The 18,991-nt window shown below is 59.8% G+C and carries 20 protein-coding genes; 8 read left to right on the top strand and 12 right to left on the bottom strand.

Annotated features, from left to right (window positions below; translation table 11 throughout):
• Window positions 1-17 precede the first annotated feature (17 nt).
• The 7 genes from CFA77_RS06065 to CFA77_RS06035 all read right to left on the bottom strand — a co-directional run bounded on the left by CFA77_RS06065 (window position 18) and on the right by CFA77_RS06035 (window position 5,560).
• Complete coding sequence (locus CFA77_RS06065; protein WP_206992682.1) at window positions 18-914, bottom strand: polyprenyl synthetase family protein; 897 nt, start codon at window positions 912-914, stop codon at window positions 18-20.
• A gap of 12 nt (window positions 915-926) precedes the next feature.
• Window positions 927-1,172, bottom strand: coding sequence for an exodeoxyribonuclease VII small subunit (locus CFA77_RS06060; RefSeq protein ID WP_034813920.1), 246 nt, complete (start codon window positions 1,170-1,172; stop codon window positions 927-929).
• A 78-nt stretch (window positions 1,173-1,250) separates the two neighbouring features.
• The gene (locus tag CFA77_RS06055; RefSeq protein WP_034814332.1) at window positions 1,251-1,847 is read right to left on the bottom strand and encodes a histidine phosphatase family protein; all 597 of its coding nucleotides are present in this window, start codon (window positions 1,845-1,847) and stop codon (window positions 1,251-1,253) included.
• Between the two features lie 132 nt (window positions 1,848-1,979).
• On the bottom strand, window positions 1,980-2,834 hold the full coding sequence (gene lepB, locus CFA77_RS06050) for a signal peptidase I (RefSeq protein ID WP_206992681.1): 855 nt from the start codon (window positions 2,832-2,834) through the stop codon (window positions 1,980-1,982).
• A gap of 108 nt (window positions 2,835-2,942) precedes the next feature.
• Window positions 2,943-4,007, bottom strand: a complete 1,065-nt coding sequence (locus tag CFA77_RS06045) for an MBL fold metallo-hydrolase (RefSeq protein WP_206992680.1) — start codon at window positions 4,005-4,007, stop codon at window positions 2,943-2,945.
• Between the two features lie 48 nt (window positions 4,008-4,055).
• Window positions 4,056-4,547 (bottom strand): gluconokinase, encoded by a 492-nt coding sequence (locus CFA77_RS06040; protein ID WP_206992679.1) that lies wholly within the window; start codon window positions 4,545-4,547, stop codon window positions 4,056-4,058.
• Entirely contained in the window at window positions 4,544-5,560 is a 1,017-nt protein-coding gene (locus tag CFA77_RS06035; protein ID WP_206992678.1) for a pseudouridine synthase, read from the bottom strand. Before CFA77_RS06035 ends, CFA77_RS06040 begins: the two co-directional genes overlap by 4 nt.
• Window positions 5,561-5,686: 126 nt before the next feature.
• Between CFA77_RS06035 and CFA77_RS06030 the strand changes: the two genes are divergently transcribed.
• Window positions 5,687-6,862 (top strand): MFS transporter, encoded by a 1,176-nt coding sequence (locus CFA77_RS06030; RefSeq protein ID WP_206992677.1) that lies wholly within the window; start codon window positions 5,687-5,689, stop codon window positions 6,860-6,862.
• Between the two features lie 7 nt (window positions 6,863-6,869).
• On the opposite strand, the gene CFA77_RS06025 is transcribed toward CFA77_RS06030, so the two are convergent.
• Complete coding sequence (locus CFA77_RS06025; RefSeq protein WP_206992676.1) at window positions 6,870-8,642, bottom strand: acyl-CoA dehydrogenase; 1,773 nt, start codon at window positions 8,640-8,642, stop codon at window positions 6,870-6,872.
• 122 nt (window positions 8,643-8,764) lie between these two features.
• Here CFA77_RS06025 and CFA77_RS06020 point away from each other — a divergent pair, with 122 nt between their 5' ends.
• From CFA77_RS06020 to CFA77_RS05995, 6 genes are all read left to right on the top strand, one after another.
• Complete coding sequence (locus CFA77_RS06020; protein WP_206992675.1) at window positions 8,765-9,487, top strand: YceI family protein; 723 nt, start codon at window positions 8,765-8,767, stop codon at window positions 9,485-9,487.
• 18 nt (window positions 9,488-9,505) lie between these two features.
• Window positions 9,506-10,705, top strand: a complete 1,200-nt coding sequence (locus CFA77_RS06015; RefSeq protein WP_206992674.1) for a cytochrome b/b6 domain-containing protein — start codon at window positions 9,506-9,508, stop codon at window positions 10,703-10,705.
• Window positions 10,706-10,753: 48 nt separating this feature from the next.
• Entirely contained in the window at window positions 10,754-11,695 is a 942-nt protein-coding gene (locus tag CFA77_RS06010) for an L-threonylcarbamoyladenylate synthase (protein ID WP_206992673.1), read from the top strand.
• Between the two features lie 48 nt (window positions 11,696-11,743).
• Window positions 11,744-13,153, top strand: coding sequence for an FAD-binding oxidoreductase (locus tag CFA77_RS06005; RefSeq protein WP_206992672.1), 1,410 nt, complete (start codon window positions 11,744-11,746; stop codon window positions 13,151-13,153).
• Between the two features lie 65 nt (window positions 13,154-13,218).
• Entirely contained in the window at window positions 13,219-13,524 is a 306-nt protein-coding gene (locus tag CFA77_RS06000; RefSeq protein WP_206992671.1) for a hypothetical protein, read from the top strand.
• A 27-nt stretch (window positions 13,525-13,551) separates the two neighbouring features.
• Window positions 13,552-14,193, top strand: coding sequence for a hypothetical protein (locus CFA77_RS05995; RefSeq protein ID WP_206992670.1), 642 nt, complete (start codon window positions 13,552-13,554; stop codon window positions 14,191-14,193).
• Between the two features lie 5 nt (window positions 14,194-14,198).
• Here the strand turns inward: CFA77_RS05995 and CFA77_RS05990 are convergent, their stop codons facing one another.
• Window positions 14,199-14,858, bottom strand: coding sequence for an HAD family phosphatase (locus CFA77_RS05990; protein WP_242517503.1), 660 nt, complete (start codon window positions 14,856-14,858; stop codon window positions 14,199-14,201).
• Between the two features lie 5 nt (window positions 14,859-14,863).
• Window positions 14,864-16,774 carry a DNA mismatch repair endonuclease MutL gene (gene mutL, locus CFA77_RS05985; protein ID WP_206992669.1) on the bottom strand — a complete coding sequence of 637 codons (1,911 nt, stop codon included), beginning with the start codon at window positions 16,772-16,774 and terminating at the stop codon, window positions 14,864-14,866.
• A 176-nt stretch (window positions 16,775-16,950) separates the two neighbouring features.
• Between mutL and CFA77_RS05980 the strand changes: the two genes are divergently transcribed.
• Complete coding sequence (locus CFA77_RS05980; protein WP_206992668.1) at window positions 16,951-17,502, top strand: cytochrome c family protein; 552 nt, start codon at window positions 16,951-16,953, stop codon at window positions 17,500-17,502.
• A gap of 10 nt (window positions 17,503-17,512) precedes the next feature.
• On the opposite strand, the gene CFA77_RS05975 is transcribed toward CFA77_RS05980, so the two are convergent.
• A complete protein-coding gene (locus CFA77_RS05975; protein WP_206992667.1) occupies window positions 17,513-18,199 on the bottom strand; it encodes a hypothetical protein in 687 nt (228 codons plus the stop codon).
• Between the two features lie 128 nt (window positions 18,200-18,327).
• A complete protein-coding gene (locus CFA77_RS05970) occupies window positions 18,328-18,828 on the bottom strand; it encodes a MarR family winged helix-turn-helix transcriptional regulator (protein ID WP_034813952.1) in 501 nt (166 codons plus the stop codon).
• Window positions 18,829-18,991 lie beyond the last annotated feature (163 nt).

Below are 18,991 nucleotides of genomic sequence, written 5' to 3'. Positions count from 1 at the left end.
GTTATTCTGACCAGACCTTAATGCGTTCTATCGAGCACAAAATCGACTGATTGCAGCAGTATATGGGCCTTTTCGCGGAAAATTGCGAGGTGTTCCTTCGCCTGTGCGGCGAGAATGCGCACCCGCTGGCGTGCGCCCTCAATGCCAAGAATGGTCACAAAATTCGCTTTTCCTGCCGCCTCGTCAGTGCGTAGGGGCTTTCCAGCGCTGTCCTCGCTGCCGGTCGCATCGAGCAAATCATCAGCAATCTGGTAGGCCAAGCCAAGATCATTGGAGAAGCCCGCCAGTGCGTTGCGTTCAGCTTCCCGGGCGCGACCGACAATCGCCGCCGCTTCTGTCGCGTAGGAAATCAGCGCGCCCGTTTTGAGGCGTTGCATGCGTGTGATTGTGTTCAAATCCCGCGGGCTGTCAGATTCCAACATGTCGATCATCTGGCCGCCGACCATGCCGCGCGCGCCGGATGCATCGGCAAGCCGCTCGATCAGCATGGCCCTTACGGATGCATCATCATGGGTCTCGGTTGATGCCAGGATCTTGAAGGCCAATGTCAGCAGCGCGTCTCCGGCCAACACCGCAGTCGCTTCATCAAAAGCCTTGTGAACAGTCGGCTGGCCACGCCGGAAATCATCATCATCCATGCAGGGAAGGTCATCATGGACGAGTGAATAGCAATGTACGCATTCAAGCGCCGCGGCAGCGCGCAGCAAGGTCTTCTCGGGCGCATCGAACATGGCGCCCGTTTCCAGCAGGAAGAAAGGCCGCATACGCTTGCCATTGGCCAGAGCGGCATGGCGCATCGCGCGCATCAAATTGGCTTCCGGGCCGCCTGCAGGCGGGATCAGTTGGTCAAGCGCAACGGTAACCCGGTCGGCCACCTCTTTCAGGCGCTGTTCGAACTCTTGGGCCTCGCCCATATCGAGGCCCCTTTAGTCGAAATTGGCGGACTCTGTGGTCGGCCCATTGGCCCCTTGGACAATCTGCTCAACCTTCAGCTCGGCGGATTTCAGACGGGATTCGCAGTGCGCTTTAAGCGCCGCGCCGCGTTCATAAATCGCGATGGATTTCTCCAACTCGACTTCGCCTGCTTCCAGTTGGCGGACGATGATTTCGAGTTCGGCCAATGCCTCCTCGAAGGTAAGCTTGTCGACTGGTTTCTCTTTCGCATCAGCCATTCTTCGGCCTCATCTTCCTTGAAATTTCCGTGACACTAGAGCGGCGACCTGAGGTCCACAACCACTTCCCGACCAGATTTACCGGTATTCGTAGATGCGGTAGCTCCAATATGCGTCGCCGCCGTCATACGAACACTTCCAGCCCAGCTTCTTCATTTCCGGACGTAGCATTCGATTGAACCAGCCATGGGCCGCCAGATAGACCTTGCCCTCACTGGACGCCTCGTCGAGCTTAGACGCGGCGGCAGCGGCGCGCTGACGTGCCTGCTTCACGCTTTCGCCATCCAGCGCATGTCCGTTCAACCAAGCAGCACGGGCGAGAATATTCCACGTTTTCGGCAGATAACGCACACCCGGCAGGAGGGGAGGAGGCAATGGCGCCTCATTGAATACCGGGTCAAACAGTGCCTGCATGTGCGGCGCCGCACGTGCAGCGGTCTGCTGGGCACGCAGGCGCGCAGAAGCAAATACAATGTCAGCATCGGCCACCGATTTGACCAGGCCGTCCGGCGGCGTCTGGTCATCGGCCAGAGGGCCAATCTCGTAACGTTCCCACCAGTCGCGATACTGTTTCCAGTTCAGTCGCGGGCCCGCCGTGCGGTCGAGGGCCGGGCGACCGTGACGCGAAATGATGATGGGACCGCGCTTCCGGTCTGTCGATGTCGTGTCTGGCATCGCCATACAAATCATACTCGTTGTTGCTGGCCCCGTGACCATTGTTCCAAAATTGCCCTAACGGGGTTGCCCCCGCCCGGCAAGGCGCGTTTGTACACCCATTCACTTGTCAGGTTGTGAAATTCGAAGGGCTCAGAGCCCCTTCCAGACACGCTTGCGGCAGGGTTCTTCGTCCTGCAGCTTGCATTTGTGGAAGGTGACGAGGACCGTTTCTGCGCGACCAATCATGTGATCCATCGGCACGAAACCAATTGATGCCACATCCGCCGGCACGCGTGGCTGACAGCCTGCCCGGTCAATTACGCCTTCAATGGCCGGGCAATGCCCACTTGGAAAGCGACTGTCGAGCGAATTGTCCCGATTATCACCCATCATGAAGACATGCCCTTCCGGCACGATGAACAGGTCGGTATTGTCGCCCCGACCACCTTTTTCCTGCCGGTGAGTGATCCACGTCTTGTCGCCAATCGTTTCCTGCCATTCATGCGCGATATCGATCGCCACGGCATTGTGCGGAACGTAACGGATGGTGCGCAGGTATTCGCTCTCAACCGCTTCGCCATTCAGATAGAGCTGCTCGCCAATCAGCTGGATCTGATCGCCTGGCAGACCAATCAGACGCTTGATCATGACGCGGCCCGTATGCGGATGCTCGAACACAACCACATCGCCGCGCTTGGGTGTGCTGGCAAAAATCCGGCCCTCGGGCAACGGAATGAAGCGCCCCATCGAAAACGGCAGAGAATAGCGGTCATAGCCATAGGCGAATTTTGCCACAGCGACCCGGTCGGTCACCTGTAGCGTCGGGACCATGCTTTCAGAGGGAATCACGCGCTGCTCGTAGGCGAGCCCCGAGAACAGCAGAAACACGGGTACAAAGACGGCGAGCGTAGCGCCCCATTCACGAAGCTCTTGTTTGAGCTTGGCGCCAAGGCCTGGCGCCTCGGCGACTTCATCGTTCGCCGCAGTGTTACCATCTGATGCCATGGGGACCTCATCCATCGTCTTCGTGACGTTTGATCTGTTTAGACGAAAGAAGTCCTGATTGCGAAGACGAAAACGCCTCCGCTGCTGCAAAAGCCGGGAATGCCCGCCTTAGCTCAGGCTGTACAGGTCTATTCCGGTTTCATTCCGTGTCACAGACACATCACCCCGATAAATGAGATAGTTGAGATGCGCCAATGCCTCACCCGTGGCCATGCTGACCTCGTCGTCGGAAATCGCTCGGCCGAACAGCGTGGTGAACGTATCCACTGCCTTCATGGGCCCACGCTCCAACCTTTGAAGCAATCTTGCGAGCCCCACATGATGACCGTCAATCAAGTGCTGCAGCCGTTTGTGGGCTCCGGTAAAGGGCTCATTATGAGCTGGCAGGACAAGCACGTCTTCCGGCAGCCGCTGTTTCAACTTTTCACAGCTTTCGAGCCAGTCGAGCAATGGATTCGCCGCAGGCTCAGTCGGGTGGACGGATATGTTGGAAGAGATCCGCGGAAGAATCTGGTCACCTGAGATCAGAATATTGAGATCGCGACTATAAAGACATGCATGCTCGGGCGAATGCCCACTGCCGGTGATGACTTCCCATTCCTGACAGCCCATTTCGAAAGTATCGCCGTCAACAAGGCGGCGGTAGGAATCCGGCAACGGCATGACACCTTTTCCAAACCCGCCGAACTTTTCCTTGTACTGGTCGAGTTGGGTCTTGTTCCAGCCGGCACGCAAATAGAAGTCCAAACCAGCCTTTGGCGCACTGCGCCCGGTGTCAGATACCAGCATCCGGCACGTTGTATATTCCAGACGAGTCATCCACAGCTCAGCGCCCCATTTGTGACAGAGCCATCCAGCCGTTCCGATATGATCGGGGTGCATGTGGGTGACGATAACCCGCTTGAGAGGCTTCTGCTCACTGACCCGATCAGCCAACAATTTTCGCCAGACGTCACGCGTCTCGTCATACGGAATCCCGGTGTCAACAATAGTCCAGCTATCGCCATCGTCGATCAGCCAGACATTGATGAATTTGAGAGAGAAATGCAGAGGCATAGCCAGCCAGAACAGGCCGGGCGCTATCTCCCTGATTTCGCCGGGAGCGGGCGCCGATTGTCCATGCGGATAATCAAGGCGCGGCCGTGTCGGCTTGCTGATTTCTGTACCATCCATGTCAGGAGGATACGCAGCTTCTTGCGTCCGTCGAGCCGTACCGCAAGGTCATGCCACAGCAAGACGCGTGCAAATATCCTCAACCAGAGCGATTGGAGCTGCCATACCGTCGACCCGGATAACGTCTTCCGGCGGGACCAGCGCGGCCAGCTGGCTGTCGAGCAGGGAGACCGGCATGAAATGGTCGGCGCGCGAGGAAATCCGCTGCGCAAGCTCATCTTTGGGCACGTCCAGCAGGACGAACAGGCACGTCCGGCCGCTCTGCTCGCGCAGACCTGTCTGGACAAAGGGCGTAAGCGCCGAACAGGCCAGGACCACCCGGTCCTCCGGCATGTCGGTCAGGGTTTTGCACAGGCTGCGCACCCAGTCGGCGCGATCTGCATCGGTCAGGGGTGTGCCGGAGGCCATCTTCTCCTTGTTGGCGGCGGAGTGGTAGTCATCCGCTTCCACAAACGGCCAACCCTCGGCCTTGGAGAGGGCTTCGGCAATGGACGTTTTTCCACTGCCCGCCACGCCCATGATGATGACCAGGTCCCTCACTTGATGGGTGTTCGCTTGCGAGGCTTGAGCTTGGTGCGCTTGAACTTCTCGCCTTTCAGCGGGGAGACTGTTTTCTCTCCAGAGGCCGGTCCCGGCTTCCCGCCTGAGCGGGGGGCGGTCCTGTCAGGGCCCCGGTCTGGCTTGCCTGACCGTTCGGGACGTTCAGCCCGCGCGGGACGATCCGGACGCCCACTCCGTTCTGCCCGATCTGAGCGCTCCGGCCGCTCCGGTCGCGGCTTGCGGGGGCGGGGCATGTCACCTCTCAGCAAGGCTTCGCGTTCACGGCCACTGATCGGACGCCACTTGCCTTCCGGCAAACCTGCAAGCTCCAGCGGCCCGACACGCACACGCATCAGGTCCACAACATGCAGCTCTACCAGTTGGCACATACGCCGGATCTGGCGGTTGCGGCCTTCGTTCAGGATAAACTTCAACTCCTGCTGTTTCACTTGTTCGACGATGGCAGGTTTCAGCTGGCGACCATCCAGCTCGAGACCATGACGCAACTTGCCCAGCTTGTCGGGCGTAACATCGCCCTTCACCTTGACCAGATATTCCTTGTCGAGCTGACTCTCCGGCCCAATCACGGCCTTTGCCAACACGCCGTCTTCAGACATGATCAACAAACCGCGGGAATCCTTGTCCAGACGCCCGAGGGGCGCGAGCTTGTTGTAGCGCCCCGGAATGGCATGACTTTTTCCCGAAAGGCTATCGCCTGAGATGAGCCGCACAGCGGGAATTTCATCGCCCTCCGGCGTGCCCGAAACAATACCGATCGGTTTGTGGAACAGGATGGAAAGCTGATTATCGAGCCGACGTGCAGCCTTCTGCGCCAGATCCAACGTCTGACCGGTCTCGATCTTCTGGCCCGAAATCGCTTTCTCGCCGTCGACTTTCACCAGACCCTGCTCAATCAGGGAGTCCGCCTCGCGGCGTGAGCACACGCCTTCCAGCGCCAGCCATTTGTTGATCCGCAAGGGCTCGTCGCCGGAATAGGTTTTGGTCCAAGCCATGGCGTGTCGCGCCTCCTGATATAGTGCGGCCCGTCATATCGGCGCTGGCCGTTCCTCGCAACATTCAGTCGACATTGTGGGGCATTTCCGGCATAGGCGGGCGCCCCGCACGGAGATGATTGAATAATGACGGACCGCCGCACCGCAGCGCCCCTGCTCGCCTTTGGCCTGTTAGTCCTCGGGACCATTCTCGGCCTTGCCGGGACGGATTTGGTCCTACCTGCCGTTCCGTCCTTGCCGGAAACCTTGGGGGGCTCGCAGGCAATGGCGCAGCTGGTGCTGGCCGCCTTCGTGGCAGGTGGTTGTATCGGTCTGCTGGCCTTCGGTGAACTCGGCGCACGGATCGACCAGCGCAATTTGTTGGTCATCTCGCTTGCGGCCTATGCGCTGGTCTCGTTCGCCTGCATGGCCGCGCCGTCCCTGTCCGTTCTGGTTGGACTGCGGTTCTTGCAAGGTCTGACCGGATCTGCCGCAGCTGTGTTTGCTCCAGGCATGATCCGCGCCATGTTTTCCGAGGAGAAAGCCGTTGGCGCACTTGGCTTCATGGCGAGCATAGAATCCTTGATCCCTGCCCTCGCCCCCGTGCTCGGCGTCTGGCTGCTGCTGGCATTCGGCTGGAAAAGCTCTTTTCTCGCCCTGGGCATCTTGAGTCTAGGCGTTGCGGCGCTCGTCGCCATGCTGCGTCATCGCCTGCCCGCGCCGCCGTCGACGCGGGCGCCGGGTAGCTATCTGCGCCACGTGATCAATCCGGTCTTCCTGCGCTATGCCCTGAGTCAGGCCTTCACACTCGCCGGACTGCTTATCTTTGTGTTCGGCGCACCGGCCATGATCACCAAGGGCCTTGGCGGCGACCTGGGCGACTTCATCATCATGCAGGTTACAGGGATTGCGTTCTTCATTGCAGGATCGAACTTTGCCGGCAAGCTGTCCGCACGGTTCGAACCTGAACCGATGATCCTGTTCGGATCGACTATGTCCGCCGCAGGCCTGGCTGGTATTCTGATTTACGCACTGTTGGGTGGGACAGCACCACTGATGCTCGCCGCCCTGTTTGTGCCGGTCAATCTCGGCCTCGGCTTTCGGGGACCTCCCGGTTTCTATCGCGCGGTTGTCGCTGCGCGCGGAGATGATGCGCGCGGGTCGGCACTCGTCCTCGTGGCCATCCTTTCCACGACGGCTGCCGGCACCGCCATCGCCGCGCCGTTCGTCACATTTGGCATGGTACCACTTGCGGCGATTGGGACAGCAGTCTCCTGCGCCTCGGTCCTGTGCCTGATCGCCTTGCCGAAGCTCAGAGCCTGAGCCGAACTCACGCGATACCGAACAGAGCTTCGCTATTGTCGAGGAAAGGGGAACCGCCTTCGGTGATGCCGGAGACACGGCCCGGCGCGGTGGCCAGAACAGTCTCGGAAAAGAAGCCCGCAAGTGCCAGTTGGCGTGCCCGGAAGCTGCCTTCCTCACCGCGTGCAGCAACAGCTGCCCGCGTCAGGAAGTGCCCGCCAATCACGTCTCCCGCCAGCGCGAGATAGGCCGTCGCGCCCGCAAGCGCCTTGTCCTGATCGCGATCCTTCATCGCTTCCAGCATCCAGTCGCTGGCTTCGCGCAGGGCTTCGGCGCCAGCGCGCAACCGGTCTGCAATCTGCACAAGCTGTGGGTCATTGGTCGCGCGGGCATCTGCCGCCGTCGCCTCGACCTCACCCAGCATCACTCGCATGGACTCACCATTCGTGCCGGTCAGTTTACGCCCGACAAGGTCGATGGCCTGAATGCCATTCGTGCCTTCATAGATCGGGGCAATCCGGGAGTCGCGATAAAGTTGGCCTGCGAGTGTCTCACCCATAAAGCCCATGCCGCCATGTATTTGCACACCAAGGCTCGCCACATCGACGCCCATATCCGTGCACCATGCCTTGGCAATTGGCGTCAGCAGGTCTTCCCGCATCTTTGCAGCAGCGCGTGTGGTTTGATCCGGGGACGCCTCGGCGAGGTCTGCGGCGACCCCACAGGCATAACAGATCGAACGCGCTGCAGCGACGCGAGCGCGCATGGTCGTCAGGGTACGGCGCACGTCCGCATGGTGCAGGATTGGAGCGGGGCCCTCAATGCCTGGTGCCTTGCCTTGCTTGCGCTCCTGCGCATATTCGAGTGCCGTCTGGTAGGCCGCCTCGCCCACAGCAACTCCCTCAAGGCCGACATTCAGGCGTGCGGAATTCATCATGGTGAACATGCAGGCCAAGCCCTTGTTCTCCTGACCGATCAGCCATCCGGTCGCGCCATCATATTCCATCACACAGGTCGGCGAGGCGTGGATGCCCATCTTCTTTTCAAGACCGATACATTTGACGGCATTGCGTGCGCCAAGGCTACCATCCGCTTCAACCATAAACTTCGGCACGATGAAAAGAGAGATGCCGCGCGAACCTGCGGGCGCATCCGGCAAGCGCGCCAGGACCAGGTGTATGATGTTCTCGGCGACATCATGATCGCCCCATGTGATGAATATCTTCTGCCCACTGATGGCGTAGCTGCCATCTTCCTTCGGCACGGCTCTTGTCTTGAGCGCGCCAACATCCGAACCGGCCTGCGGCTCCGTCAAATTCATGGTGCCGGTCCAATTGCCGGCCACGAGGTTGGGAAGATATGCCTGCTTCTGGTCATCTGTGCCGTGCGCCAGCAGGGCCTCAACTGCGCCGAAGCTGAGCATAGGGCAGAGCCCGAACGACATGTTGGCCGCGTGGAACATTTCCATGACCGCCAAGGCGAGCGCCTTCGGCAGGCCCTGCCCGCCCCATTCCTCTGGCGCCGACAGGCCCATCCATCCACCCTCCCGGAATTGGGCGTAGGCATCAGCAAATCCCGGCGCGGCCCTCACCCCATCCTCGGTCAGTACGGCACCGTGCGCGTCGCCAGATGCATTGAGCGGCGCCAATACATCACGTGCCAGCTTGTTGGCTTCTTCCAGGATCGGCGTGATCAACTCGGGGTCATAATTGCCGAATGCCTCCAGCCCTTCCAATCGGGACAGGCCCGCAACGGACTGGAGCGCGAACGCCATATCGTTGAGCGGAGCGTCATAGGCCATGTATTTCTCCCAGAATCCGAATAGGTTATATCCCGAAGAGCATTTAGCGCGGGGATGGTGCCACGCCAACTGCGCCCTATAATCACCTGAACCGAACCCATAGATGTCCAGGAGACACGAATATGCGCAAAATCCTACTTTCCGCTTCCGTCCTCGCGCTCGCCGCCTGCGGTGCCGCCGAGACCACCGCCCCAGCAGCCGAGGCCCAGACGCCCGCCACTGAGACAAGTGAAACAGCTGCTCCGGCTGCAGAAGAGACCGCACCGGCTCCGGAAATGGCTCCGGCAGGCACGTATGTGCTCGATCCGACGCATGCGTCGCTTGTCTGGACGGTGAATCATTTCGGCCTGTCCAACTATACCGCCCGCTTCACCAAGATGGATGCCACACTGGAGTTCAATCCTGATGACGCGTCCGCCACATCGCTGACCGTCACGGTCGACCCGACATCGGTCGAAACAGACTATCCGGGCGACTTCAAAGCGACGCACGCCGATTCGCCGTACGACACGTTCGATGAAGAAATCGCGCAGGATCCAACCTATTTCAACGCAGGCGAATATCCCGAGATCACCTTCACCTCGACAGAAATCACAACAACCGGCCCGACCACCGGCACTGTCACAGGCGATCTGACCTTCCTCGGCGTGACCAAGCCAGTGACGCTGGATGTTACTTACAACGGCACCGCGACCTTCCCTTGGGCCCCGGAACAGCCAAAAATCGGCTTCTCCGCCACCGGCTCACTCAATCGTTCCGAATTCGGCCTGTCGAAAATGGTGCCAAACCTGGGTGACACGATCCACCTGACCATCGAGGCGGAATTCGCCAAAGCTGCCGAATAAGACAGGAACATCCTCGACATGAAGACTGAAACGTCTCGTTACACGATCGTCGCCATCACCCTTCACTGGGTGATGGCAGCCCTTCTTCTGTTCATGATCTGGCTCGGCTGGAACATGGACGACAACGAAGTACGCTTTCAGCTTCACAAATCGATCGGGATCCTGCTTCTGTTCCTCACCTTGGTCCGGGTGATCTGGCGAGTCATGAACCCGCCACCGCCACTTCCGGAAGAGATGCCAGCCCATGAAAAGCTGGCGTCTCATCTTGTCCACATGGCATTCTATGGACTGATGATCATTCTGCCCCTGGCAGGATGGCTGCTTGTCTCCACTTCCAAATTCAAGGTGCCGTCCGTCCTGTTTGAGACGGTCAGCTGGCCCCACTTGCCTGCGCCGGATTTTCTGCGCGGAGATATTGCGCACGTCATCATCGAGAACATCCATTCCAAAGGCGCTTGGGTTCTGATCATCCTGCTAGGCCTGCATGTGGCCGGCGCGGTGAAGCATGAATTCGCTGCTGAAGACGGAGTATTGAAGAAGATGTTGCCTGGCTTGTTCGGAAAGCCTGCGACACCTCCCACCGCACGAGGATATGTCCGCGCCTTCGGAACGGCGATCATTGCCTTTGCCCTCATCGCGATCATACCGATTGCGGGCTCAGGTCAATCCAGCAGCGCCACACCGCAAACTGACGAGGCCGTCGCCCCCGCAGACGAAACCATCGAAGCAAATTGGGATGTCGATTACGACACTTCTGAAATTCGGTTCACGGGTATGTATGATGGAGCCGAATTCACCGGCACCTTTGACGATTGGTCAGCAGATGTGGAATTCCATCCAGAAGCGCTCGATGAGTCTCGTGTGCTCGTAACGGTCCGGACAGCTACTGCCGATGCTGGCAAGAAGCTCTACAATGACAGCCTGAAGGGCCCGGAATGGTTCGACACGACCACCTATCCTGACGCCCAGATCAGCCTGAGAAATTTCAGCGAAACAGACACCGGCTATAGCGCAGATGCTGCAATATCGCTGAAGTCCGAGCTGGTCACGGTGCCGCTCGACTTCTCGCTTGAAATCGATGGCGACACCGCGATGCTGGCTGGAAAAGCAGTCATGAGTCGCAAAGCCTTCAATCTCGGCCAGGACTCTGATCCCTCCGGAAGCTGGGTTGGCGATGAAATCACAATCTCCGTAACGGGAACCGCCACGCGCAAATAATGCGCTGATGGCTTCCGGGGCCGCGACGCGAATGCTAAGCCCGCGCGCATGACTGCCATCGCTCCTATCGAATCCAGCACACTCCAACTGGCTGCCAGCTTCCTGCGGAAGGGCGGGCTCGTCGCCATGCCGACCGAGACCGTCTATGGGCTCGCCTGCGATGCATCAAACCCTGACGCGGTGGCACGACTATACGCAGCCAAGGGGCGTCCCAGCTTCAACCCCCTGATCGCGCATGTTGCTTCACTGGAAATGGCGCAAGCCGAAGCCGTATTTTGTGACGCAGCGTTCAAACTCGCACATGCGTTCTGGCCTGGTCCGCTTACCTTGGTCTTGCCTGTGGCGTCGACCGGGACGGTTTGCGACCTGGCCCGGTCCGGCCTCAACACGATTGCACTACGCATGCCTGCCCACCCCGGCGCGCGTAGCCTGATCGCGGGTTTCGGTCGTCCGGTCGTCGCCCCGTCGGCCAACCGGTCCGGACATATCAGCCCGACACTGGCCGAACACGTCAAAGCCGATCTCGACGGCAAGGTCGACCTGATCCTCGACGGTGGGCCGTGCACGCAGGGCATCGAATCCACCATTGTCTCATTTATCGGTGACCAGCCAACACTCCTGCGAGCCGGCACGGTCGAAACCTCCGCCCTCGAAGCAGTCCTTGGCACGTCACTCGCTCGTGCAGATGAGGGCGATGGCATCTCTGCCCCTGGGCAACTGAAAAGCCACTATGCACCCAATGCCCGGTTGCGTCTCAATGCGAGCGCCCCCGAAGCAGGGGAAGCCTGGCTGGGTTTCGGCCCGGATGAGGCAAATGGGCTCAACCTCTCGCCATCTGGCAACCTGACCGAGGCTGCTGCAAACCTGTTCGCCATGCTGAGGCAACTGGATGCAGAGGCCGACCGCATCGCCGTCGCGCACATTCCGAATGAGGGGTTTGGCGAAGCCATCAATGATCGTCTCGCTCGGGCCGCGCACCGAGATGACTGATGGAAGCAACAAACTCGAAATCGCGCAGGAAATGAGTAGGTTTACCCAATGACAGAGCTTAGCCCGGACTTCCTGACCGCCGCCCAAAACCTGCTCGGCCCGAGGGGGTGGAGCATGGCGGCGGAAGAACTCGCCAAAGTGTCGTCGCCCTGGCGCGGCACCTACAAGGGCGAGACGCCTTTCCTCGCAAAGCCCGCCACAACGGAAGAGACCGCTGCACTGGTGCGACTTTGCAATGAATATGGCGTCGCGATCACACCTCAGGGCGGCAATACCGGCCTGGTTGATGCGGGCACGCCGCATGGCGAAATCTGTGTGTCGATGCAACGGATGAATGCGGTACGTGCACTCGATGCGTTCAACAATTCGCTCGTGATCGAGGCTGGCGCCCCCCTTGTCGTGGCGCAGCAAGCGGCCGACGACGCCCAGCGCTTGTTCCCGCTTTCACTCGGCTCGGAAGGCACCGCCACGATTGGCGGCCTGATTTCGACCAATGCTGGCGGGGTCGCGGTGCTGCGCTATGGCATGATGCGCGACCTGATCCTTGGCCTCGAAGTCGTGCTGCCGAATGGAGATATCTGGAACGGCCTGTCGGGCCTGCGCAAGAACAATACGGGCTACGATCTGAAACACTTGTTTGCTGGCGCAGAAGGTACGCTCGGTATCATCACGGCTGCGACCCTGAAACTGTTTCCCAAGGTTCAGCGCGCGAGCGCCTGGGTCACCTGCACAACAGCAAGCGACGTCGTGAAACTGCTCGCAATGGTTCGCGACCATGCCGGCGATACGGTTACGAGCTTCGAGATCATCCCCGCCAATGCCGTCGCCATGGTACAGGCAGACGTGCCGGACACGCGCGACCCACTTCCATCTGATTTGCCTTGGCGCGTGCTGATCGAAGTTTCCATGTCGCGCGCCGAACATGCCCGCGACGTTCTCGAAGGCGCACTCGCCTCAGCATATGAGAGCGAACTTGTGCAGGATGCCGTCATTGCCGAAAGCGTCGCGCAAGCCGAAAGCTTCTGGCACATCCGCGAGACAATCCCCCTGTCGAAACGAGCATATGGCACCGCGCTGAACCAGGACATCTCCGTACCGGTCAGCCGCATTCCCGAATTTATCGATGCTTGCAACGCGGCTGTTCTGGAAAAGGTGCCTTCAGCGGAGTTTGTGATCTTCGGTCATGTCGGCGATGGCAATCTCCATTATTCTGTTTGCGAGCCAGCCAGCGCAGAGCGCCCAGTTCTACGTGGTCAGGATGAAGCAATCTTTCGTATCATCTATGATCAGGTCATGAGCTTCGACGGATCCATTAGCGCCGAACACGGTGTTGGGCGGCTGAAACGTGATGAACTGGAACGCATTCGTCCGAAGGCAGCCACCGAAATGATGCGTGCCATCAAACATGCGCTAGACCCAAACAAGATCATGAACCCCGGTCGCGTCATCAATTCCTGATCGGGTTCCCAGTTGCCTTCCCGCCGGATCGCTGTAGCGTCCACAGACCAATGCGGGAGACATAAATGCGTACACACCTTGCCGCCATCGCGCTCATCGCGCCGCTGATCGCCTGTGAGCCTACGCCTCCAATCGTAGGCGGACCGTGCAGCTATGAAACCACAATCATCTCGGCAACGGTGACCGAAGTCGATGAAGACGGCGCTTTGTTCGATGGGCCCGAGGGAGAATTGTGGGTCCCGGCCTCCTACTTGGGCACGCTGCCGGAAGTCGGAGAGACACTGACGCTGAAACGCGATCAGATCACCGAGGGCACATGCACGCCGGAAATGTACGAAGTGGTCGCAGCCGATGTCAGCGACGAGGACTAACGTCCCGAGCGGCGACTGGAAACGACCATGAGAAGGCCGTCCAGCGTCGATGCACTTGCGGAGTTTGGACGTGCGCGCTTGTCACGCTCTTTCTTCATGCGCGACTTCCTGTATTCGGATATCGCCGCGCTTCACGGCTTCTCGAACGTTCCCGATGATCCGGACCTTGCCATTACCGCCGGCACGAAGCTCTGCACGGAATTGCTGGAACCCTTGCAGGACGTTTTCGGGCGCATCGCCATCCGGTCCGCCTATCGCTCTGCTGAAGTGAATGGATTTGGCAACCAGATGCAGCGGGACAAGAAGAAGGGCTACAATTGCGCCTCGAACGAAAGCAATTACGGCCATCATATCTGGGACCGGCGGGATGCCGAAGGAAACATGGGTGCAACCGCCTGCGTCGTTATTCCAGCCTTCTCCGATGCTTTCCACGCAGAAGGGGACTGGCAGAAACTGGCCTGGTGGATCCACGACCATTTGCCTTATTCAACGCTATACTTCTTCCCGAAACTCTGGGCCGTGAACATTCAGTGGCGCGAAAATCCGGTTCGCCAGATCGACAGCTATACCCCGCCGCGTGGTCGGCTGACAGATGAGAGTAAGCCGAATTTTCACGGCTCACACGAAGCGGAGTGGGCATCCCTGCGTGACGTTTTCCCGAAAGCCTGAAAGGGTCAGCTGGCAAGCGCTGCAGATATCTCCGCATGCGACGCAAACACATCCTGCGCGCCCGCCGCCCTGAGCCGGTCGCCAAGCCCCGCATCGGCATGACCACCGCCCGTAAAGCCCCACGCTGTCATCCCGGCGGCTCGCGCGGCTGTCACACCATTCACGCTGTCTTCGAGTACGACACATTTGTCGGGCCGGGCACTGATCTGTTCGGCTGCGTGCAGAAACAGGTCAGGCGCAGGCTTTCCATTGGTCACGAGGTCTGAGGAATATATGTGCGGCGCAAAAGTATCGTACAGGCCAGTGAGACGAAGTTTACGGACGAGCTTTGGTGCCTCGGAAGACGATGCCACTGCCTGCGCCCCAGAGAACGCGGCGGAAATGTCCAACACACCTTCAATCGCGCGCAGATCCGTTTCGAAGCGTTGCCAGATGCGCGCCTGCAACTGGTCGGCAAAATCCGGAGGCAAGGGGCGTCCACGCTCAATGGCATCCGCCGCGAGAGCCGCATGGAAGTCCCGATTGTGCAGGCCGACAAAACGCGAAACGAAAATCTCGAACGGATAGTCGAGCCCCCAGCCAGAGAGCATTTCCCGTTCAGTGGCGATGGAGATTGTTTCGGAGTCGACCAACACCCCATCGCAATCAAAGATCAAGGCGTCCACAGAGCCTATCCCCGCCGCCCGAACAGGCGTTCGATGTCGGCGAGCTTCAGCTCCACATAGGTCGGCCGCCCATGATTGCACTGGCCGGAATGTGGCGTCGCTTCCATCTGGCGGAGCAGCGCATTCATCTCCTCGCCATTCAGTCGTCGTCCGGCTCGCACTGAACCGCGGCACGCCATGTTCCCCATGACTTCCTCGAACCGCTCCTTGAGCGCGAGGCCCGCATCATATTCGGCGAAGTCATCGGCGAGATCACGGATCAAGCCCATTGCGTCCATTTCCCCGAACAGGGCGGGGGTGGCCCGTACACAGATCGCGCCGGCCCCAAAAGGTTCGATTTCCAGACCCAGCTCAGCCAACTCGTCGGCGCGCTCGAGCACGCGGGTCGCCTCGTCCTCAGTAAGCTCCACCACATCCGGGATCAGCAGCGCCTGACGCCTTACCCCGCCCGCAGCCATTTGGCGTTTCATGTCTTCGTAGACCAGCCGCTCATGAGCGGCATGCTGATCCACGATAACGATGCCATCCGCTGTCTGCGCAACGACATAGGTTTCGTGCAACTGAGCGCGGGCGACGCCGAGTGGAAAGTCAGAAGACATACCTTGCGCGGGCGCGACTTCCGGCTCCACCCGTGCGGACGGAGCGGCATCATGTCGATAGGCAGGCGGTGGTGCTTCTTGCAGCCCCGCCATCACATCGCCAGAGGGCGAAAGAGGCTGGTCGAAATCAATGCCCGATGGCTGGCGATAATAGGAAGAGGGGGAAGCCTGTCGCTCTGGCGCAGATGGCAACGACCAGAGATTGGCTGACGTGGCCTCTTCGATCCGAACCTTGCCGAGCGCAGAATTCGCGACCGTGGTCGACGCTCTGTGTCCCGCCGCGGCCAGCGCATGACGCAGTGCGCCAATCATCAAACCTCTTACATTCCCCGCATCGCGGAAGCGCACCTCGGTCTTGGCGGGGTGCACGTTCACATCGACATATTCCGGGTCAAGATCAACAAACAGCGCCGCCAACGGGTGCCGGTCGCGCGCCAGGAAATCCTGATAGGCGGCGCGGATTACGCCATTCAGCATACGGTCCTTCACGGGCCGGCCATTGACGAACAGGAATTGCATCTGGGCGTTGCCGCGATTGAGCGTCGGCAGGCCGGCAAAGCCAGCAAGGCGAACACCTTCGCGCTCGGCATCAATCTCCAGCGCGTTCTCACGGAAATCACGTCCCATGATTGCGCCGAGCCGGGCCAGTTGGCCGGAGGCGCCTTCGGCTTCAGCGGCATAGCGCATCGAGTTCCGGCCATTATTTTCCAGCGAGAAATCAACATGCGGATTGGCCATGGCGAGACGCTTGATCGTGTCAGTCACAGCCATGCTTTCGGCGCGCTCGCCTTTCATGAACTTCAACCGGGCGGGAGTCGCATAGAACAGGTCGCGCACTTCGATGCGGGTGCCAGTCTCGCCGCGCCCGGTAAACGCCGCCGGGCGAGGGCCTTCCATCCGTCCCGCCTCAACAAAGACTTCGGCTGCGTCTTCGCCGGTCGCGCGGGATGAAATGCTGCAGCGGCTGACCGAGGCAATCGACGGCAACGCTTCACCCCGGAAGCCCATCGTGTGGATGTTCAGCAAATCCACCCGCCCGCCGGCATCCGGCACGAGTTTGGAGGTTGCATGGCGTTCCAGCGCGACGAGCAGATCGTCGGCAGACATGCCACAGCCATCATCTTCGATGATGATCCGTTTCAGGCCCCCCGCTTCGATGGAGACAGAAATACGGCGAGCGCCAGCGTCCAGAGCATTCTCGACCAATTCCTTGACGGCAGCCGCCGGGCGCTCGACCACTTCGCCCGCCGCGATCCGGTTCACGACATCAGGTGGCAGCTTGCGAATCTCGGGGCGAGGGCGGACGGAATCAGGCATCTGGTTACAATACCCCGGCTGACGCGCTTTGTCCCCGCCTGCCCGCACGGTTTCAACAGGGACCAGCCAAGGCGGGTATGTCCGGCCCGCGCCCGGCGTCCAGTTGACGCAGGCCGGTTGCCTTCCGTGCGGTTACCCCACAAAGTGCGCCGGAACATTCCGGAGCCTGAAATTCCATGAAGTTGACTTCTTCCCTCGCCGTCGCCGCAATAGTGTTGCTCACCGCTTGTGGCGGCTCAGATGCGCCTGCAAATGACACCCCGGCCGAGGAAGCACCTCCGGCGAAGGCCCCGGCAGAAGCGGCGCCCGCCGCTGCCCCCGCTGAAGCGGCGGTTGATGCGGTATCACCGTTCGCGGCCCTGCCCGCCCCGTACAATACCGCCGATTATGCGCGAGGTCGCCGCACCTGGAAGCTCTGCCAATCCTGCCACATTACGGCGGAAGGCGGCGGCAACCTCGTTGGCCCGAACCTGCATGGGCTGTTCGGTCGCGAGGCCGGCACACTGGAGGGCTTTGCCTATTCCCCTGCCCTACAAGAAGCCGACTTCATCTGGACGCCCGACAAGGTCGATCACTGGCTGGAGAACCCGCGCACTTTCCTGCCTGGCAACCGCATGACGTTTGCGGGTGTACGCAAACCGGACGACCGCCTGGCGGTTGTCGCCTATCTGATGAGTGAGACCGGCTTCACCGCCGAAGCTACCCCGGAAGACGTCCCTGCGGAATAGACTGGTGTGATTAATGCCGGAGGATAAGGGCGAGCAGCACAGCATGCTCGTCAAACTCTCCGGCAAATTCCTCTCGATACCCGACCGCCACATCGGCCCATCCGAAATGATAGCCAAGCTTGGTCTCATACTTGTTTGAATCCGCCGTTTCGTTCCCGCGCTCGACCCAAAGCTGCTGGCTTACAAAGAAGTCCTGCCAGATATCGACGCCATAGCCGAACTCGGCGCGCTGGCGGACACAGCCATCTTCATGACGGATCACAGCGGCATCCGCGAAGACATAGAAGTTGCGACCGCCCCGCAGGCCAGACAGGCCGCCGCTGAGGCGGGCTTCGGCGCCCCACTCGTCGCATCCGAATACGCCGGCCAGGGAGCTGCCATGAACCAGGCCGCCTTCAACGCCGACGGCCCACCCCTTGTGGGTGACCAGTTGCCGACGCAGCGTGGCGCGCCAGAACTCCTTGTTGAACTGGCTGCCGACCTCATAGGCCACCGCCTCTGATTTTGCGGTAACCGTCCAATTCGGTGCGAAGCCATACTCGCCGTAGAGCGAAACGCGGTTTCCACGGACGCCTTCCAGCTCCTCTTCAGTGCCGACGGCCTCGGCATACCAACCTTCATGCGGTTGGGACCAAGGCCCTGCCGAAGCGGGTGCGGCCCATGCCAGCCCGAGAAAAAGAACCCCAAATCCCCTCATCGCAGAGAAACCTAGTGAAGAAATCTGGGGTTGAAAACCATTTTCTGTCTCGCGTGGAATCCATGAAAATGAAAAAGCCCCCGCCAAATTCGCGAGGGCTTTTTTAGTCGTCCATGTAATCCGCGCGCTTAGAGGCGGAACCGGATCTGGTCGGACCAGAAGCGCTCAAGGCGCGAGATGGTCTTGTTCAGTTGCGACAGGTCATCCGGACGCACGCTGGCCGTTGGCTCAAGCGCGCCGGCCTGCTTCTCGAACAGGGCCTCGACCCGTTTGCGAACCTTTAGACCGCGCTCGGTCAGGCTGAGCGTGACGGTGCGCTTGTCATCTTCGGAGCGGGTCTGGATCAGATAGCCGCCTTCCTGGAGTTTCTTGACGTTGTAGGAGAGGCTGGTGCCAGCAAAGGCGCCACGAGCCCGAAGAACAGATGCGGGGGCTTCGCCTTCGCCAATTTCATAAAGCAACAATGCCTGAACGCCGGTCAGCGACCGCTCGCCGCCGCGCTCCAGATCGTCCTTCACAACATCATGAAGACGACGGTGCGCCTGCTCAAGCAAAGACAAAGACTTCAGGAAAGACTCGCCCAACGAATTGTTCGCAGTATCCTGCGCTTCTGCAATCATCATTTTCATCACCACTCAACTATTCACTCAACTTTTGTTGTAGTTTGAGTAGAAATACACGAGCAATCCTAATGAATTGATAAGCATGCCCTTTTCTCAAGAGTAGAAGGTTAATATCCACGCGAATACATTAACCGTTACTATTACGTAACGATTTGGGCCTGTCAGGTTT

Origin of the sequence: Hyphomonas sp. KY3, from assembly GCF_017309975.1 — a bacterium.
Classification (GTDB): Bacteria; Pseudomonadota; Alphaproteobacteria; order Caulobacterales; family Hyphomonadaceae; genus Hyphomonas.
This window is presented reverse-complemented; position numbering and strand designations above follow the sequence as displayed.

Coding starts and splice junctions, on each gene's coding strand:
- CFA77_RS06065 (WP_206992682.1), bottom strand. CDS start 914: ATGGGCGAGGCCCAAGAGTTCGAACAGCGCCTGAAAGAGGTGGCCGAC.
- CFA77_RS06060 (WP_034813920.1), bottom strand. CDS start 1,172: ATGGCTGATGCGAAAGAGAAACCAGTCGACAAGCTTACCTTCGAGGAG.
- CFA77_RS06055 (WP_034814332.1), bottom strand. CDS start 1,847: ATGCCAGACACGACATCGACAGACCGGAAGCGCGGTCCCATCATCATT.
- lepB (WP_206992681.1), bottom strand. CDS start 2,834: ATGGCATCAGATGGTAACACTGCGGCGAACGATGAAGTCGCCGAGGCG.
- CFA77_RS06045 (WP_206992680.1), bottom strand. CDS start 4,007: ATGGATGGTACAGAAATCAGCAAGCCGACACGGCCGCGCCTTGATTAT.
- CFA77_RS06035 (WP_206992678.1), bottom strand. CDS start 5,560: ATGGCTTGGACCAAAACCTATTCCGGCGACGAGCCCTTGCGGATCAAC.
- CFA77_RS06030 (WP_206992677.1), top strand. CDS start 5,687: ATGACGGACCGCCGCACCGCAGCGCCCCTGCTCGCCTTTGGCCTGTTA.
- CFA77_RS06025 (WP_206992676.1), bottom strand. CDS start 8,642: ATGGCCTATGACGCTCCGCTCAACGATATGGCGTTCGCGCTCCAGTCC.
- CFA77_RS06020 (WP_206992675.1), top strand. CDS start 8,765: ATGCGCAAAATCCTACTTTCCGCTTCCGTCCTCGCGCTCGCCGCCTGC.
- CFA77_RS06015 (WP_206992674.1), top strand. CDS start 9,506: ATGAAGACTGAAACGTCTCGTTACACGATCGTCGCCATCACCCTTCAC.
- CFA77_RS06010 (WP_206992673.1), top strand. CDS start 10,754: ATGACTGCCATCGCTCCTATCGAATCCAGCACACTCCAACTGGCTGCC.
- CFA77_RS06005 (WP_206992672.1), top strand. CDS start 11,744: ATGACAGAGCTTAGCCCGGACTTCCTGACCGCCGCCCAAAACCTGCTC.
- CFA77_RS06000 (WP_206992671.1), top strand. CDS start 13,219: ATGCGTACACACCTTGCCGCCATCGCGCTCATCGCGCCGCTGATCGCC.
- CFA77_RS05995 (WP_206992670.1), top strand. CDS start 13,552: ATGAGAAGGCCGTCCAGCGTCGATGCACTTGCGGAGTTTGGACGTGCG.
- mutL (WP_206992669.1), bottom strand. CDS start 16,774: ATGCCTGATTCCGTCCGCCCTCGCCCCGAGATTCGCAAGCTGCCACCT.
- CFA77_RS05980 (WP_206992668.1), top strand. CDS start 16,951: ATGAAGTTGACTTCTTCCCTCGCCGTCGCCGCAATAGTGTTGCTCACC.
- CFA77_RS05975 (WP_206992667.1), bottom strand. CDS start 18,199: ATGAGGGGATTTGGGGTTCTTTTTCTCGGGCTGGCATGGGCCGCACCC.
- CFA77_RS05970 (WP_034813952.1), bottom strand. CDS start 18,828: ATGAAAATGATGATTGCAGAAGCGCAGGATACTGCGAACAATTCGTTG.